This is a genomic window from Parapedobacter defluvii, from assembly GCF_014642075.1.
In the GTDB taxonomy this organism is placed as follows: Bacteria; Bacteroidota; Bacteroidia; order Sphingobacteriales; family Sphingobacteriaceae; genus Parapedobacter; species Parapedobacter defluvii.
Genome location: NZ_BMIK01000006.1, coordinates 1 through 18,253 on the forward strand (window position 1 = coordinate 1; position 18,253 = coordinate 18,253).

Here is an 18,253-nt window from a genome sequence, read left to right on the forward strand (position 1 = left end):
GACGACAATGCGGAGATTGTATCGGGCAGCCCTGTAGCAACCCTTAAGCCGAACGCTGTTGCCACGGTTATTGCGCGCCATCGAGTAACGCAGGATGATATCGACGCGGGCACGGTTGTCAACCAGGCGAAGGTTACGGGCAATGACCCCGAGGGCAACCCGATACCGGAAGTGCCATCGGACAACCCGGACACTCCCCAGCCGAACGACCCGACGGTTGTGGAACTGACCCAGCAACCGGGACTGAGCCTGACGAAACGCTCAACGGGCGAAGGCCCTTATGCATTGGGCGATTATATCAACTTCGAGATCACCGTCCGCAACACGGGCAACGTCACGCTGACGGATGTCACGGTGACAGACGGCAACGCGGAAATCGTATCGGGCAGTCCGATCGCGAGCCTGGCGCCGAACACCAGCGCGACGGTCATCGCGCGTCACCTGGTGACGCAGACGGATATCGATAACGGTACGGTAGTGAACCAGGCGAAGGTGACGGGCGATGACCCTGAAGGCAACCCGATACCGGAAGTGCCATCGGACAACCCGGACACTCCCCAGCCGAACGATCCGACGGTGGTCGAGCTGACGCAGACGCCGGGCTTAAGCCTGACCAAGCGTGCCACCGGTGAAGGGCCGTATGAGGTCGGGGACAACATCAACTTTGAGATTATTNATGAGGTCGGGGACAACATCAACTTTGAGATTATTGTACGCAACACGGGCAACGTTACGCTGACGGATGTCACGGTCACGGACGACAATGCGGAGATTGTATCGGGCAGCCCGATAGCGAGCCTGAAGCCGAACGCTGTTGCCACGGTTATTGCGCGCCATCGAGTAACGCAGGATGATATCGACGCGGGCACGGTTGTCAACCAGGCGAAGGTTACGGGCAATGACCCCGAGGGCAACCCGACACCGGAAGTTCCGTCGGACAACCCGGACACGCCGGACCAGCCGAACGATCCGACGGTGGTGGAGCTGACGCAGACACCATCGCTTTCCCTCACGAAACGCGCGACAGGCGAAGGGCCATATGAATTGGGCGACTACATCAACTTCGAGATCGTTGTTAAGAACACGGGCAACGTTACGCTGACGGACGTCACGGTCACGGACGACAATGCGGAGATTGTATCGGGCAGCCCTGTAGCAACCCTTAAGCCGAACGCTGTTGCCACGGTTATTGTGCGCCATCGGGTAACGCAGACGGATATCGATAACGGTACAGTGGTGAACCAGGCGAAGGTTACGGGCAATGACCCCGAGGGCAACCCGACACCGGAAGTTCCGTCGGACAACCCGGACACGCCGGACCAGCCGAACGATCCGACGGTGGTCGAGCTGACGCAGAATCCGTCGTTGTCCCTTAAGAAACGGGCAACAAGCGAGGGTCCGTATGAATTGGGCGACTACATCAACTTCGAGATCGTTGTTAAGAACACGGGCAACGTGACGCTGACGGACGTGACGGTTACCGATGACAATGCGGAGATTGTATCGGGCAGCCCTGTAGCAACCCTTAAGCCGAACGCTGTTGCCACGGTTATTGCGCGCCATCGGGTAACGCAGACGGATATCGATAACGGTACGGTGGTGAACCAGGCGAAGGTTACGGGCAATGACCCCGAGGGCAACCCGATACCGGAAGTGCCTTCCGACGACCCATCTACCTCCGAACCGGACGATCCGACGGTGGTGCATATGGAAAGCCAACCGGCACTGTCACTCACAAAAGGTGTAACCAGTGAGGGGCCGTATGATGTGGGTGACCAGATAAAGTATTTTAATATTGTGGTAACCAACACGGGTAATGTGACGCTTACCGACATCGTAGTCAGTGACGACAATGCAGAAATCATCAGCGGCTCGCCAGTAGCAAGACTGAAACCGGGAGAATCGGCCTCGGTGATGGCGCAACACGTGGTGACGCAAGCCGACATTGATGCAGGCGAGGTGATTAACCAGGCCAGTGTATCCGGAACGGATCCCGAAGGGAATCGGACTCCCGAGTTCCTGTCGGACGATCCGAATACACCTGAAACGGGCGATGAAACGGTTACCCCTGTGGCCCAGACTCCCGCCATACGCATTGACAAGGCCGCCGATAAGCTACTCATCGAACGGCAAGGCGAACGCATCGGTTATCAATTGCAAATCACCAATACGGGAAATGTAACGCTCCATGATGTGGAGATTACAGACCCCCTAACGGGATTTGTGCACCAGGTTGCACGGATAAGGCCCGGCGTAGCAAATGCGCATACCTTCCGGACCAGCTATGTGACGACTACGGCTGATTTGGCCGCTGGCGAGATTGTCAATACAGCAACCGTAACGGCCTTGTCGCCAGATGGAGAACGCGTATCGCATTCGGCTACGGTGACGGTAGACGTGTACTTCAAGGTAATTGAGGTGGCGGATGACGACTTCGGGCCGGTAAATGGCAGGAACGGTGGTAACGCAGGGAATGTCTTTACCAACGATAAGGTAGACGGTAACCCGCTCGTTCCTGGAGAGGTGACGCTTACAAGGGTGCCGTCGGATGATCCATCGCCACTGACGTTGGAAGAAGACGGAACGGTAACCGTGTCGCCGAATACGCCAGCCGGAACATATACGTTCGATTACCAGGTATGTGATGTGATTAATCCGAATAATTGCGATGTGGCAACGGTAACAGTGGTGGTGGCTCCGGCCGATATCCAGGCTATAAATGACCAGACTACCGGTGTTAACGGGTACGAAGGCACATCCAATGTGACGAACGTACTTACGAATGATGTTATCAATGGTGCCCCCATTGAACCCGTGGAAGTAACGCTCACGCTGATTAGCGGTGACCCGGCATTACGGCTCAATCCGGATGGTACTGTCGATGTGCTGCAAGGCACGCGCGGAGGCTCGTATACGCTGGAGTATCAAATCTGTGAGAAGCTGAACCCGGACAACTGTTCGACTGCTACCGTAACGGTAGTGGTGGTGAATCCGTTGAAAATTCCTAACGTGTTTACACCCAATGGCGATGGTAGGAATGACCAGTTTGAAATAATCGGCAGCGAAGGTTTCGATCGCATCGAGGTCACCATCATCAACCGTTGGGGCAACGAGGTGTACCGGAATGACGACTACCGGAATGATTGGAGTGGTGATGGCCTCACAGAAGGCACTTACTATTACCTGATAACCACCCATTTGGGTAATACGAAGGAAGTACACAAAGGTTGGGTGTTGATAAAACGTCTGTAATGAAAAAGCTGATAAAATCAATGATTGGGTTGGCATTGTTTGCGACAATGGCCAAAGAAGGAGTAGCCCAGCAGAACATCCAGTTCACACAGTACATATTTAATTCCATGAGTGTGAACCCGGGGTACACAGGATATAAGGAGGAATGGTTCGGTCAGCTCGGGCTGCGTAGTCAGTGGGTAGGACTGGAGGGTGCGCCGCAAACGGGGCTACTGTCGCTCGATGGCATCGTCGACCCGGTTGGCAAGCGGCACGGGCTAGGGCTGCAGGTCATCGCCGACAGGCTCGGCCCGCAGTCTGCCACCTCGGCCTATGCCAACTACGCCTTCCGGCTGCGGCTGAACGAAGAAGACACTCAGCGACTGAGCTTTGGCATCGGCGCAGGGGTGACGCAGTACAGCCTAGACGGAGCCGTGCTGGACCCTATTGATGGGGGAGACCAAGCGGTCCCGGCAGGCAAGATCAGCAACTGGGTTCCTGATGTGCGTTTCGGGGTGTATTATTATAATCCGAAGTGGTATGCGGGGGTATCGGTAATGGACCTGCTCTCGGGCGACCAAAGCAACAACATCTTCCGCTGGGACAACACTACCACGGACAACATCCGGCGCAAGCGGCACATGTACTTCATCGGGGGGGCGTTGTTCGGCCTAGGTAAGGGGCTGGACCTCCGCCCGAGCCTGCTGGTTAAGGAGGACTTCAAGGGGCCCACAAGCCTTGATGTGAATGCGATGCTCATCTTTGGCCGCCGTTTTTGGCTGGGTGCAGGTTGGCGCACGGGTGTGACGGTCTTCAAGCGTGAGTACAACCGAGTGAGCGGGAACAGCCTGAGCGGGCGGAACTCGTTTTCGGCGATCACGCAGATTTACCTGACGAATGCGCTGCGTGTGGGCTATTCGTACGACCACATCGTGAGCCGGCTGAGCAGTGTGCAGAACGGTTCGCACGAGATTACCCTGGGCATAACTTTCGGTCCGCGGGCCGATCGTGTGCTCAGTCCACGTTTTTTTTAAGCTAATAGGAAGTAATTTAAATAATTAATGATGTTATGCTACTGGATAGGTTGGTTGTGTTCTTGAACGATGAGTCTATGCAATTCTCATATATCTTGGATAATCGGCGGATAGAGATCCAGATTGATGGGAAAGATTGGGCTCCCATTATCATTTCCGAGATGAGTGATGAATTATACGTGGTCTCCTGGGGCGAAGTGGAGTATCAATTTAAGAACAAAGAAAAAGCATACCAGTATGTGTTCAGGCTGTGCAAATACATCAACGAGAGCCTGCAAAACGTATGATGTTGAATACCGTATCAGCAACAATATAATGTTTGTCAATCAATAATGATGAGAAAATCGCCGATGAAATCAGCTTCTTTCATGGAGCCTATAAAAATAACCTATTTTCGAATGAAAAGGCATAACGTGTTCGGACGTAAAGGTATGTTCGTCATATCATTTATATTCAGTTTATTTATTGCGGGCGTATTGTCTGCAAGTAGTCAGGAACAGCCCAGTTTGCGTGATCGCGCCGAAGAACTTTATCGGCGTTATGAGTATGCAAATGCGGCAGCCGTCTATGTGAAGCTCGTAGATACGAAAAAGCCGCGTATCCAGGATTTGGAACGTTTAGCTGATTGTTACTTGAAAATGCTCGACTACGAGTCGGCCGAAAACTGGTATGCCCGCGTCATCGGTATGGAGGGAAGCGGATCGGCAAACCGGCTGCGTTACGGAGAGGTACTGAAAGCCAACGGGAAATATGCGGAAGCAAAGAAACAGCTGGAAGCCTATGCAGCGGAAACGGGTGACCGGGGGCAGGTAGCCATTGACATAGCGGGCTGCGATTCCGCGTTGGTATGGATGGCCAACCCGACTTCGCATCACCTTCGCAACGAGGGAATCAACACTTCGCTGTCGGAATTTTCGGCATTTCCGGTGGGTGACCAGGTATATTATGCCGGTGAACCGGATGAATTCATGCAAGGGGTTGGTACCTATGGTTGGACCGGCCACTCGTTTCTGCGGGTATATACCGCTAACCGCAATGCGGATAATGTGCTTACTAATCCGGTTATTGCCACAGAGCACATCAACAACGGTAAATTTCATATTGGGCCGTTAACGGCCGATGCGACGGGCAATACCTTGTTTGTCACACGTACATACGTCGGCAAAGACGGCGAGCGGACCAAAGAAGGTCCGCGTAAGTACCACACCCACCGACTTGAACTGTATATCTACGCAAAAAATAACGATGGCACCTGGTCTTCCGAGCCATTCGCGTATAACAATGTACAGGAATATTCGCTCGGCCATGCCACATTGAGTGAAGATGGTGCCACGCTTTACTATGCGAGCGATATGCCGGGCGGGCACGGCGGTACGGATATCTGGTATAGCGAAAAGCAGGCCGATGGAAGCTGGGGTACCCCGGTGAATGCGGGTCCGGCCATCAACAGCGCAGGCAATGAGCTTTTTCCCAACATAGGCCCCGATAATGCCTTATATTATTCGAGTGATGGGTTTGCCGGGATGGGTGGCTTGGATGTGTTCCAGGCAACGGGTAGCAAGCACCAATGGACGGCAAAGCAGAGTTTGAGGTATCCCGTTAATTCGTCGGGCGATGATTTTGCATACATTGTCACATTTGATGGAGAAGAAGGCATTGCGGGTTACCTGTCTTCCAATCGCAAAGGAGGCCAGGGCAATGACGATATCTATTCGTTTTCGTTTGAGAAACCGAAGATTGTCATCGTTTTACGCGGTACTACCTCAAACAAAAAGACCGGCGAACGCATTGCAGCGACGGTGACACTATTTGACGGGAAAAGGGAAATTATTGCCCGGAAGAGCAGCGGCGATGAGGGAACGTTCGAGTTTGTGTTGGATCGCGACCGGGCGTATACCGTACTCGGACAGAAGGAGGGCTATCACGCCGATTCCGCGAAAGTGAACACAGCGGGCATCACCAAATCGGATACGTTAGAAGTGGCGTTGCTGTTGGAGCCTGTATTTAGGGTGGGCGACACGTTTGAACTGGAAAACATTTACTACGACTTTGACAAACATAACATCCGCCCCGATGCGGCCGCCATACTGGACGAGCTGGTGCGAACCATGCGTGATAACCCAACACTTAAAATTGAATTGTCGAGCCATACCGATAGTCGGGGTACCCATGCGTACAACGAGGCCCTGTCGCAACGACGTGCGCAGTCGGCAGTCGATTACCTCGTAAGCCGGGGCATCGCACGGGATCGGATGGTGGCCAAAGGGTATGGAGAAACCAGGTTGGTAAACCGTTGCGCAGACGGTGTTCCTTGCTCGCGTGACGAGCACCAAGCCAACCGCAGGACGGAAGTTACCGTTTTGGCGTATTGATATGGCGGATGCCGTTGCAAACATATTGCAAAATGTTTTGATCGTAGATGCCTATCCAATTGTCAGGATAGGCATCGCTACCTTAGTTAAGGACTTGGGGGCCGAAACAATTGTTGACTATGCCGGTATCGATCAAGCATTTGAGGCGGAGGAACACCACTCCCTGCCATTCAGCTTGGCCATTATCGGGATACACAATGGTGATTTTTCAGTAATCAATGGGCTTATCAAGGTGCTACAAACCGGTCGAGCCGGGAAAATATTTGTTATAGCCGAGCCAAACCAACCTTTTCATATAGCGAAGTATATAACGGCCGGTGTACATGCCTTGGTGAGTCCGATTCGTTCCACGGCTTACCTGGCTGATGTGATCCAACAGGTGGCTAATGGGCAGTCTTACATAGATGACGGATTGATGAGCCCCGCTTTCCTACAAAAATTAAAATTACAGGAACAGGCATTCTCATGTTTTTCTTATCGGGAACGAGAAATTGCCGACTACCTGAAAAGGGGTATTTCCCTGCATACCATAAGTAAGAAACTCAATATAGCTTACACCACCGTTGCCACCTACCGAGACCGCATATTGAAAAAGACAAAAGTTTCCAGTACCACTGAGTTTATCCGATTGTCTTTGGATATTGAAGCTATCCGGTATCAGGCCGAAACGTATGATTTACCGTTTGGATAGTACGGCTATGGAGCGTTGCTCAATACGGGCACAACTTGGGGGTAGGCATCCCGACGTGCTTTAAACTCACGATAGTTCGCTCGGATGTACTGTAACAGGTCATATTCGGTGAAATCCACCAACTGCTCATAAGTGGGTCTGAAATACCAGTGAAAAACCTCAAGATCGTCGTCTGAAAGTTCGGTCTGCCCCCGGATGACGGCGTGGGTAAACCGACGGTCTACATAGTCTTCCCGTTCGTCGCGGATTAACGCGGCTTTCAGCCGTTTGGCTTGCTTCTGCTCCCGTGAAAACGAAGCAAAGAGTATATTCAGATTGATGCTGATGCCGATCGGGCTAAGGGTTACCGACTCCCACGGTTTTACCGGCCTGAAATTGAATTGATCGGTGAATTCACGGCGCATCCAAAGCGAATCCTGCACAGGATTGCGCCGCCCCACTACTGCTACTTCATCGAGACCCAAGATTTTCCCCGACAGAAAAATGCGCAGCAACGTATCGGGTGGGGAATACAGGTTAATGAACAATGAATCATACCCGATGTGAGAGGCGGTGATGGAAACGGGAAACCGGACGGGACGAGGGAATCTGAACCGTCCTCCCAGATCGGAAACGGTACGCAGGGTACCCAATGTAATACTCACTCCCCGAAGAGTTTCTCCGGTGTTTTGGTCGTAGACCGTGCCTTCCAGGTTTTGTGTCCATCCGTTGTGAAAGGACAGCGTACAGCAAAGCAGAAGAAGCAAGTGGCGGTACACGGGAGGAAATCGATGATACATAGTGCCGTAAAATTAGTAGGGAAGGGATTTACGGCCAAGGGGTTTAACATTTGTTAACGATCGCATCATAAAAAATCCGATCCCGTTTATAGGGATCGGATTCAATCATACTAACCATTAAAAACTAAAAAATCAACCCTTATAGCGAATCCATTTCGCCAGTTCCTTGTAACTTGCTTTCTTGCCATACATGAGGATACCGATACGGTAAATGCGTGCCGCTACCCACGTGGTAAGGATAAACCCGCCGACAAGTAATACCAAGGATAGTCCGATTTGCCACATGGGTACCCCAAAAGGTATCCGGACCAGCATCGCGATGGGGGATGTAAACGGGATCATGCTCAACCAGAATGCCAACGGGCCGTTGGGATCGTTGACCAACACGCCAAACGAAAGGATATAGGTGAAAAGCAACGGTATCGTAATCGGAAACATGAATTGCTGTGTTTCCGTTTCGCTGTCCACCGCAGAACCCACAGCGGCAAATAATGCACTGTATAGCAAATAGCCACCCAGAAAATAAAGTAAGAAAGTTGTGATGATCGTCTGGAAATCGACCTTGCCCAGTTCTTGCTTGATAGTTCCGAACATGCCCATTTGGGGTTGGGTCACCTGCTGCACCTCACTTCCCGATGGGCTCTGTTGCGCCTCGATCTGTGCCTTGATATGCTGTCCGTCTGCCATGCCTACGCTGGCAATGCCCATCAATGCAGTGGACAGGACAATCCAAAGAATAAACTGGGTAAGCCCCACCAGTCCGATGCCGATGATTTTACCCATCATCAGTTGGAACGGTTTGACCGAAGAAATAATCACCTCCACGATGCGGCTGGTCTTTTCCTCGATGATGCCCCGCATCACTTGTGACCCGTATAGGAAGAGGCAGATGTAGATGAGGATAGAGAGGGACATGGAGATGCCCATTGCTGCTCCTGCGCTGCTATCCCTTTCGCCCTCTTCGGTGATTTCCTTGGCAGAAAGATTGATATGGGGACGGATGTTCTCCACGGTAGTGCGGTCGATACCCGCATCGGCGAATGCGATATCGCGCAGCACATTTTCAAGTTGCCTGCTCACGTCATTCTGGATGCTGAGGTTGGCCGTTTCCTTGGCCAGCAGTTCGACGCGGGATGTGGTAGCGACATCGGATGGGATCATGAGCAGGAAGTTTTTTCCTTCTTCGTTGAGTATCCGCTCCCGTTCAGCTGGAAGTTGCTCCCGAGCATCTGCATAAACAAACGTCAGGTTTTTCGTGTTCTCAATCTTCCCGGCAAACAAACCACTTTGGTCTACCACGTGGATGGTCGCCCTGTTGTTCTCGAAACTCTTGGCGGTGAGGTAGAAAGCCAACGCATAAATACCGATGATAACCAAAGGTACCAGAAAGGTAACCAGTAAAAAGGACCGTTTCTTTACCCGGCTGACGTATTCACGTTTTACGATAAGTAATATCTTGTTCATTCGTGTGTTTCAATAAGCGTATGTGCTGCCCTTGCAGTTACCTGTTGTACAAAAATATCGTGTATGCTGGGAACAACCTCCTTTAATTCGTGGATCTGCACCCGTGGGATCAGATACATCAATACGTCGTTAATGGTTTTTCCCTCTGCAATTTTAACGGTGAGCGTAGTGCTCTCTCCCGGCCGCTCTACCGTATTTTCGAGGGTAAACAACCCATCTACCGCCGATATGGGTTCAGGGGAAGGCAGGTGTTCCACACGGTAGGTATTGGTCCGGTATGCATTCTTGATATCGCTTAGTTTACCGTCCAGTATTTTTTTGGATTTGTTGATGAGGACGATGTGGTCACAAAGCTCCTCCACGGATTCCATGCGGTGCGTCGAAAAAATCAGGGTAGCGCCGCTACGGTTGAGTGAAAGTATTTCCTCTTTGATGATGTTTACATTTACGGGGTCAAATCCCGAAAATGGCTCATCCAGTATGATGAGGTCCGGCCGGTGGACAACCGTGGCGACAAACTGAACTTTCTGCTGCATGCCTTTGCTCAGGTCTTCGACTTTTTTATGCCACCAGCTTTGCATTTCCATCTTTTCAAACCAATGCTTGATACGCTCGGTGGCTTCTTTGCGGCTAAGACCCTTTAGTTGAGCCAGGTAAAGCATCTGCTCTCCGATCTCCATCTTTTTGTACAGCCCGCGCTCTTCGGGAAGATAGCCGATACGGCCGATGTGGGTGGGGTTGAGCCGTTCACCATCGAAATAAACTTCTCCGCTGTCCGGAGCGGTAATTTGATTAATGATGCGGATGAGGGACGTTTTACCCGCACCATTTGGACCGAGCAGCCCGAAGATGCTGCCTTTTTCCACGTGGGTGGAGACATCATCCAGCGCCCGATGGTTGGCATATTGTTTTACGATGTTTCTGATTTCCAGCATGCGTGTGTTTTGTGGGTCTGTTTTATCTTTTTTGACGATCCATAGCAGAAATTGTTACAGCAGACGCGGGGATATTGATTTTCGGTAAGAAGTGTTATCTTGCAGACCTGCTTGATATAGATCGTGATGAAATCCATAGTTGATAACAGAAGAGAACAACACTTGCGGTACCTGGAGATGATCAGCCAGTACGGGGAGCACCTGCACGAGAAAAATAACGTATTGACGGAGAAGGGTTTTTCCAATCGCCTGAATACAGATACACGTATCAATGCCAAAGGAAGGGACGAGCGGATTACGGCTGTGGAGAGCGTTACGGGAAAGAAAATAAACTTCCTCAATGGCAGGCATGCGTTGAATGACCTAAGTTTGCTGGAGGGAAATATCGAAAATTATATCGGTATGACGTCTGTGCCCACCGGAGTGATCGGGCCGGTACTTGTTACAGGTATTGATGCACATGGCGAGTTCTACGTGCCGTTGGCAACATCCGAAGGCGCATTGGTGGCATCGTTCCACCGGGGTGCGAAAGCGTGTTACCTCGCGGGCGGGGCTTCTGCGGTTTGTACCAATGAGGCCGTGCAGCGCTGTCCGGTTTTCAAATTCGAAAACCTGGCTGCTCTTGGCGGATTCCTCGCCTGGCTTTTCCCGAATATCGATGGCTTTTCGGACATTGTGGCTCAAAACAGCCGGTATGCAAAGCTGCTGGATGTAAAGGCGAACATCGAGGGCAATCACCTCACACTAGTCTTCGATTACCAGACCGGTGATGCATCCGGACAGAATATGGTGACCTTGTGCACGGATGCCATCTGTCGGTATATCATGGAGCATAGCCCTGTCAAACCGCTCTCTTGGTATGTGGAGGGCAATTTTTCTGGCGATAAGAAGGCCACGGCGGTATCGTTTACCCACGTGCGCGGAAAGAAGGTCACGGCGGAAATTGCCTTACCAAAACAGGTGGTGGCAGACGTGCTGAAGACAACTCCCCAAGCAATAGCCGACTATTGGTGCGCTTCGACCATCGGTGCCATCCAAAGCGGGGCAATCGGCGCACAGGGGCATTATGCCAATGGACTTGCCGCCCTCTTCCTCGCTACAGGGCAGGATGTAGCGTGTGTGGCTGAGGCTGCCACCGGCATTACACGCATGGAGTGTGGTGCCACCGGCGACCTGTATGCCAGTATCACGTTGCCGAATTTGATTGTGGGCACGGTAGGCGGGGGCACCGGGCTGCCGACCCAGCGCGAATGCCTCGAAATGATGGATTGCTATGGCCCCGGAAAGGCTAATAAATTTGCGGAAATCTGTGCTGCCGTCTTGCTGGCCGGTGAGCTTTCCATTGCCGCGGCGCTGGCTGCAGGCCATTTTTCTGCGGCGCATAAGAATCTTGGACGGAAGACACAATGATCCCAAACCCGATGTCTGACGAGCGGCAATGGCCGCTGTGGAAACGGCTGTACCAATACCAAAAAGAGCGATTCCCGCTGCCGGGGCATGGTGCGTTGGTCGCGGCTTTCAGCTTTTCAGCAGTCGCCTACTCCCGTATTTGCCGCGGTGTGGAAGGCTTCATACCCTGGCCCGTGTTTCTGGTCGGCATTTTTACCACGGTAACCCTTTTTCTGCTTGTGCGGATTTTTGATGAGCACAAGGATGCCGAGGACGACGCCCGCTTCCGCAGCCACTTGCCGGTACCGCGCGGACTGGTGTCTCTGCACGAACTGAAGTGGGTCGGTATCGGCACCGTAGCCGTTCAGGTTCTTTTAAATGCGTACTTTTTTCCCGAAATGCTTCTCCTGTATGGGGTGGTTTTAGCCTATCTTTGTCTGATGGGGAAGGAGTTTTTTATCCCCGAATGGTTAAAGAAACACCAGTTCTGGTATGTGACCTCACACATGTTCATCATCCCCCTGATTGATATTTATGCGAGTGGACTGGATTGGTTACTTGCAGGTGCCGAAGCACCGGCTGGACTGTTATTCTTCTTTGCCGTGTCTTACATGAACGGCATTGTGCTGGAAGTAGGGCGTAAAATCCGGGCACCGGATAATGAGGCGGAAGGTGTGCTCACCTACACACACCAACTGGGTACGGCAAGGGCGGCTTGGATTTGGCTGGTTATCTTGTTGATAACCTGCGTACTGGCCGTATTTGCGGCCGGTTATGCAGGATATGGTACCGTCGCTTTTGCCGTGCTGGGCGTGGTCTTCGTTGTATGCTCCTTGCCCGCGTGGTATTTCTTGCGTGGCTTTTCCCCAAAATCAGCAAAAGCGATCGAATATGCTTCGGCGTTGTGGACCATTGCCATGTATCTTTCCCTGGGGGGCATCCCCATGATACAGCACTTATGGAGGATGTATCTATGAAATTTCTGTCATCCCTATCCCTATCCAGCCAATCCGGTTATCCCATCGGTGGCAAGGCGGCGCAACTGCAAAAGCTTGGTGAGATGGGTTTCGAGGTGCCCAAATGGGGCGTTATACCGGCTACCGAGTTGATCAATCGGCTGCCCTTTGGGTATGAGGAATTGCCGCCCACGGAATTGCTCGGTTATATTGAGCATGCTGACATCCCCGAAACCGTACTGGCAGCTATCGGAAGCTATTTTCAGGAAAGTATTTTTTTAGCGGTGCGCTCTTCTGCTATCGGGGAAGATGGAGAGAACCATTCGTTTGCGGGCCAGTTTGAGTCGTACCTGTATGTACCCAAAGAGGAAGTGGACGTCTATATCAAAAAAGTATGGGCTTCCGCATTCAGTGACCGGGTACGAAGCTATTCCGAGCATCGGGGTACGGGGGGTGCACAGCCCATAGCGGTCATTATTCAGGCAATGGTTCCGGCGGAAGTCTCGGGCGTTGCCTTTGGCATCAATCCCCTTTCGGGAAACCGGCAGGAACAGGTGGTCAATGCGGTTTATGGCCTGGGTGAAGGGGTTGTTTCAGGAACACTGGATGCGGATCAGTTTATCATCCGCGGTGCCGAGATCGAAAAGCGGATTGCCGAAAAGACGCATCGCTTTTCGATCGATTGGCAGACCGGGCGGGGAACCAGGTTAGAGACCGTAGACCGGGAGTTGCAGCGGATTCCGGCGTTGACCGACGAGCAGGTGAGAGCGGTTTGTGAATTGCTAAAAAAAGGAGAACGCCTGTATGGGGTACCCCTGGATATGGAATTTGCCTGGGTGGATGATACGTTGTACGTGTTGCAGGCACGGCCGGTTACCGGCCTTGAGGCCATGCCCGATACCTCGGGCGAATATACGCTGTGGGATAACAGTAACATCATTGAGTCTTATCCGGGGGTGACCACTCCGCTCACCTTTTCTTTTGTAAGCAAGTCGTACGCCGGTGCATACCGGCTGTTCTGTGCATACCTGGGTGTGTCGAAAAAGGTCCTTGACCGGCATGGACATGTGTTTGCCAATACGCTTGGGCTGATCAAGGGACGTATTTATTATAACCTCAAAACGTGGTACCATATGTTGTCGCTGCTACCGGGGTATCGCATCAACGCGCGCTACATGGAGAAGATGATGGGCGTGAAAGCGCGGTTTGATCTTCCCGAAAGCGAACGGCAATCCAAATGGTCTGCCTGGGGAGCGATCTTTGGGATGGCATGCAAGATGGTGTGGCGCTTCCTCACCCTGCCGTTGGTGCGTAGGCGGTTTGTGCGGTTGCTGGACCGGACCATATCGGAATACAAACGGCTCGATCTGCAGGACAAAGATGCGCATCGGCTGATGCGGTTATACCTTGATTTTGAGCGGCGCCTGCTTAACGAGTGGAAGGCACCCCTGCTCAACGACTTTTTTGCAATGATCGCGTTTGGCACGTTAGAGAAACAGGTGAAAAAATGGACGGGCGACACCTACCCGAACCTGCACAACGACTTGCTTTGCGGCAGCGCAGACATCATTTCCACGCAACCCATCCATCGATGCCTGGCCATCGCGGGATCAATCGCACAAACCCGTGAGATACGGGACCTGTTTCTGCGGGAGGAACCACGGGCAATCTGGAACCAGCTGCAACGGCCTAACGAAAGTGCGCTAAGAGAGCTGAAAGGGCAGATGGACAGTTTTTTGGACGACTTTGGCGAGCGCTGTGTGGGCGAGTTGAAGTTGGAGACCGTGTCGTACACGCAGGATCCGGCCCGCTTCATCCGCCTGATCCAATCGTATGTGAAAGGGGGGATGACGGCAACTTCGCTGAACCGGGATGTAGAGGAGCGCCTGCGGAAGGACGCTGAAAACGTGATGACCGGTAAGCTGAAAGGAAAGCCGATGCACCGTTGGTTTTTCAACCGCCTGCTTAAAACTACACGGAGGCTGGTGAGTGCCCGCGAGAACCTGCGCTACGAACGTACGCGCGCATTTGGCGTGGTGCGGCAGCTGATGGTGCAGCTCGGAAAAAGGTTTCAGGAAGCGGGCATCGTGGACCGGGAAACCGACGTATTTTACCTGACGATGGACGAGTTGTTTGCCTACATTGAAGGCCGGTCGGTGACGGAAGACATGAAGTTCCTGATTGCGTTGCGTACGGCCGAATTTAAGGCGTTTAAACAGAGCGCCCCGCCACCGGAGCGATTTGCTACCTATGGGGTGGTACACCGGGAAAATACCTTCACGCCGGCGGTTGATCAACCATTGCTGTCCGGCGATCTGCAAGGCGTTGGCTGTTGCCCTGGCAGGGTAAAGGCGCGGGTACGCGTCATCCTGGACCCGGAGGGAGCAGAACCGCTTGATGGCGACATCCTGGTAACAAGGAGTACAGATCCGGGGTGGACTACGCTTTTTCCTGCCGCGTCGGGTATCTTGGTGGAACGGGGAAGTCTGCTGAGCCACTCGGCCATCGTATCGCGTGAGATGGGGAAACCTTGTATTGTCGGCATCACGGGGCTGCTGAATGTGTTGCAAACAGGCGATTGGGTGGAGATGGACGGCAGTACGGGTCAGGTTAAACGGATTGAAGGGCATGGCAACAATTGATCGCAGAACGGATTTCAGTATTTTGCGGTATGCCAACTGTTGGGAAGATCCGTTGTTGCTGCTGAACGGGCTTGCCATCAAACCGGGCGACCGTATCTTATCGATCGGTTCGGCAGGCGATAACAGCTTTTCGTTGTTGACTGCCGATCCGGCACAGGTGGTAGCCGTTGATATCAGCAGGACCCAACTGGCATTGATTGCCTTGAAAAAGGTAGCGATCCAGCAGTTGGATTATCCGGATCTGCTCGGATTCCTGGGATTCCGAACCGCGGACAACCGCATGCATCTACTGAAATCATTGGAGGGGCATCTCTCTGCCCACGATTTCGCTTTTTGGAAGGCAAGGGAGAAACTCATCGAAGCGGGGATCGTGCATGCGGGTAAGTTTGAACGGTATTTCCAGCTTTTTAGCCGAAAGGTGCTCCCTTGGATCCATCGAAAATCGACTGTTGAACGGTTGCTTGCACCCAAGCCCGCTATCGAACAGGAAATTTTTTATTACCGTAGGTGGAATACGTGGCGCTGGCGATTGCTGTTTAAGCTGTTTTTCAGCCGTTTGGTGATGGGTCAGCTCGGCCGTGATCCGGAATTTATGCGGGAAGTGGATGTACATGTCGGAAAAACGATATTTGAGCAGGCTCAGGGACACCTTCGGTCGCCCTTGGCACAAAAGAATTTCATGTTACGTTACAACCTGACGGGCGATTTTGGTGAGCTGTTGCCGCATTACCTACTTCCTGAAAACTATGCAATTATCAGGCAGCGGATCGATCGGCTGATGCTTTGTGAAGGATATGCCGAACAGGCGATCCGGCGGTACGGTACGTTTCAGCGGATGAATCTTTCCAATATCTTTGAATACATGAACATGGATACGTTTACGTATACCGCAGCTGCACTGATTGCCGGACTGGCTCCCTGCGGGCGCATGGCGTATTGGAATCTTCTGGTGCCCCGGTATGTATCGCATTTGGCAAACATACCGTTGACCCGATTGGAGCAACTTTCTGAAACGTTGAAGGCGGCCGACCGTGGGTTTTATTACCGGGATTTTATCGTGGAGGAAAAAAATGACTGATTGGGCAATCCCTATGCTCGCCCTTTCGGGGGCATTCTGCGTACTTTTTGCTGTAGCGGAGATACTTTACCATATACGGGGCTCGAATGCGGAAACCACCCGGAAAGTGGTGCATATCGGTACGGGGCTTTTGGCCCTGCTTTTTCCCGTTGTGCTGAACAGTCATTGGCAGGTATTGCTGTTATGCGGTTCATTCGCCGTCTTGTTGTGGATCAGCATGCGGTATAAATTGCTGCCCTCCATCAATGGCATCCGGAGGAAATCATATGGAAGCTTAGGGTATCCCGTATCGGTGTACATCAGTTTTCTGGCCTATGAATACTTCGGTAAGCAGTATGCCTATTACTACCTGCCCATATTGGTATTGGCGATATGCGATCCGGTAGCGGCATACGTGGGGCGAAGGACCCGGTACAAACCGTACCGGGTGGGGCAGGGTATCAAAACGGTGGGAGGATCCCTCGCTTTTTTTGCGGCAGCCATTCTGGTGACTGCGGGCGTGTATCTGTATCTTCGCGATTTCCCGGGCATCGCAGCCTTTGGCGCGGTTGCATTGGCTGCGGGAGGACTGGCCACGTTGGCTGAAGCATTCAGCAGGAAGGGATTGGACAACATTACCATTCCGTTGGCTGTGCTATTGGGAATGGTTGCCGTAGAACAATTAATGATTCCGTTATGGAGCTGATGAAAACAATACCGGATCAGGAAGACCGGCTGTTCGGAAAGGTGCCGGGCGAATTGTATCCGCCCAATAGCCTGCGTTTGCGTGAATCCGAAGATATCAATCCGGATACACTGGTGGCACGATACACGGTGTGCAAGACAACTAAACCCGTGGCACGTGCTGCATTATATCAGGGAAAGGAAATGCAGTGGGACGGCAAATCGGTGTGGATGGTCGGAAACTATGAATGCACAGACGATGAGCAAGTCGCCGGACTGTTGTTCGAACGGTTGTTTGCCGACGCAAAAGCTGGTGGAGCGGATTATTTGATTGGGCCCATGAATGGTTCGACATGGAATAATTACCGATTCAGTCTATCCCAAGATTTCCCGAATTTCCTGCTGGAGCCTTATCATCACCTGTACTATGTAAACCAGTTTTACAGCGCTGGATTTGAAGAGGTGGCCAGGTATGTTTCCAACGTCGATACGGAGCTGGCGTGCGACTGGCCGGAACTGCTGGGAAAAGAACGTGCATTTGCCCGTGAAGGGGTGCAAATAAGGTCGTTGAACGTGGATCGATTGGAAGCCGAGCTGGACGGGCTGTATCCGTTTATCGATGCGGTATTCCGTGACAATCGGTTTTATATGCCCATATCGCGGGAGCATTTCAAAGCGAAGTACCTGGCAGCGGCAACGCTGATCGATCGGGATTACGTGCTTGTCGCAGAAAACCCGGCAGGGCGTCCGGTTGGATTTATATTCAGCTATGACGATAAATACAGCCAGCGGGGGCGGAGTTTGGTGATCAAGACCCTGGCAAGAGCGAAAGAAAAGCCGTATGCGGGACTGGGACATGTGCTGGCCAACCGCGTCATCCGGCTGGCACGCGCACGCGGCTATCGGTCGGTTGTGCATGCGTTCATCGTCGAACAGGGAGATGCAACGCGGGTATCCGGCAATTTTACCGGAAGACCTTACAAAAAGTACGTGCTGTTGGGAAAATATTTATAGCCCCT

The 18,253-nt window shown here is 52.3% G+C and carries 14 protein-coding genes; 11 read left to right on the plus strand and 3 right to left on the minus strand.

The window, feature by feature from the left end; genetic code table 11:
- Positions 1-15 precede the first annotated feature (15 nt).
- The 5 genes from IEX60_RS10530 to IEX60_RS10550 all read left to right on the plus strand — a co-directional run bounded on the left by IEX60_RS10530 (position 16) and on the right by IEX60_RS10550 (position 7,328).
- Positions 16-3,252, plus strand: a complete 3,237-nt coding sequence (locus IEX60_RS10530) for a CLIPPER-2 domain-containing protein (protein WP_444543943.1) — start codon at positions 16-18, stop codon at positions 3,250-3,252.
- Positions 3,253-3,272: 20 nt separating this feature from the next.
- Positions 3,273-4,265: a PorP/SprF family type IX secretion system membrane protein gene (locus IEX60_RS10535; RefSeq protein WP_262892317.1), complete on the plus strand. Its 993-nt coding sequence runs from the start codon at positions 3,273-3,275 to the stop codon at positions 4,263-4,265.
- Positions 4,266-4,300: 35 nt separating this feature from the next.
- Positions 4,301-4,552 (plus strand): hypothetical protein, encoded by a 252-nt coding sequence (locus tag IEX60_RS10540; RefSeq protein WP_188750342.1) that lies wholly within the window; start codon positions 4,301-4,303, stop codon positions 4,550-4,552.
- Between the two features lie 111 nt (positions 4,553-4,663).
- Positions 4,664-6,637 (plus strand): OmpA family protein, encoded by a 1,974-nt coding sequence (locus IEX60_RS10545; RefSeq protein WP_188750344.1) that lies wholly within the window; start codon positions 4,664-4,666, stop codon positions 6,635-6,637.
- Between the two features lie 25 nt (positions 6,638-6,662).
- A complete protein-coding gene (locus IEX60_RS10550; RefSeq protein WP_188750346.1) occupies positions 6,663-7,328 on the plus strand; it encodes a response regulator transcription factor in 666 nt (221 codons plus the stop codon).
- A 5-nt stretch (positions 7,329-7,333) separates the two neighbouring features.
- Here IEX60_RS10550 and IEX60_RS10555 read toward each other — a convergent pair whose 3' ends face one another.
- From IEX60_RS10555 to IEX60_RS10565, 3 genes are all read right to left on the minus strand, one after another.
- Positions 7,334-8,107, minus strand: a complete 774-nt coding sequence (locus IEX60_RS10555; protein ID WP_188750348.1) for a carboxypeptidase-like regulatory domain-containing protein — start codon at positions 8,105-8,107, stop codon at positions 7,334-7,336.
- A 132-nt stretch (positions 8,108-8,239) separates the two neighbouring features.
- Positions 8,240-9,571 (minus strand): ABC transporter permease, encoded by a 1,332-nt coding sequence (locus IEX60_RS10560; RefSeq protein ID WP_188750349.1) that lies wholly within the window; start codon positions 9,569-9,571, stop codon positions 8,240-8,242.
- Positions 9,568-10,506 (minus strand): ABC transporter ATP-binding protein, encoded by a 939-nt coding sequence (locus tag IEX60_RS10565; protein ID WP_188750352.1) that lies wholly within the window; start codon positions 10,504-10,506, stop codon positions 9,568-9,570. The genes IEX60_RS10560 and IEX60_RS10565 overlap by 4 nt, the downstream gene beginning before the upstream one ends.
- 126 nt (positions 10,507-10,632) lie before the next feature.
- Between IEX60_RS10565 and IEX60_RS10570 the strand changes: the two genes are divergently transcribed.
- From IEX60_RS10570 to IEX60_RS10595, 6 genes are read left to right on the plus strand one after another with little or no spacing between them, the layout of a single operon-like run.
- Positions 10,633-11,916, plus strand: a complete 1,284-nt coding sequence (locus IEX60_RS10570) for a hydroxymethylglutaryl-CoA reductase (RefSeq protein ID WP_229717517.1) — start codon at positions 10,633-10,635, stop codon at positions 11,914-11,916.
- Positions 11,917-11,927: 11 nt separating this feature from the next.
- Positions 11,928-12,872 carry a UbiA family prenyltransferase gene (locus IEX60_RS10575; protein WP_188750354.1) on the plus strand — a complete coding sequence of 315 codons (945 nt, stop codon included), beginning with the start codon at positions 11,928-11,930 and terminating at the stop codon, positions 12,870-12,872.
- Positions 12,854-15,493 (plus strand): PEP/pyruvate-binding domain-containing protein, encoded by a 2,640-nt coding sequence (locus IEX60_RS10580; protein ID WP_229717518.1) that lies wholly within the window; start codon positions 12,854-12,856, stop codon positions 15,491-15,493. The genes IEX60_RS10575 and IEX60_RS10580 overlap by 19 nt, the downstream gene beginning before the upstream one ends.
- On the plus strand, positions 15,480-16,571 hold the full coding sequence (locus IEX60_RS10585; protein WP_188750356.1) for a DUF3419 family protein: 1,092 nt from the start codon (positions 15,480-15,482) through the stop codon (positions 16,569-16,571). The genes IEX60_RS10580 and IEX60_RS10585 overlap by 14 nt, the downstream gene beginning before the upstream one ends.
- Positions 16,564-17,256: a diacylglycerol/polyprenol kinase family protein gene (locus tag IEX60_RS10590; RefSeq protein WP_188750358.1), complete on the plus strand. Its 693-nt coding sequence runs from the start codon at positions 16,564-16,566 to the stop codon at positions 17,254-17,256. The genes IEX60_RS10585 and IEX60_RS10590 overlap by 8 nt, the downstream gene beginning before the upstream one ends.
- Positions 17,247-18,248, plus strand: a complete 1,002-nt coding sequence (locus IEX60_RS10595) for a GNAT family N-acetyltransferase (protein WP_188750360.1) — start codon at positions 17,247-17,249, stop codon at positions 18,246-18,248. The genes IEX60_RS10590 and IEX60_RS10595 overlap by 10 nt, the downstream gene beginning before the upstream one ends.
- The last annotated feature ends 5 nt before the right edge of the window (positions 18,249-18,253 follow it).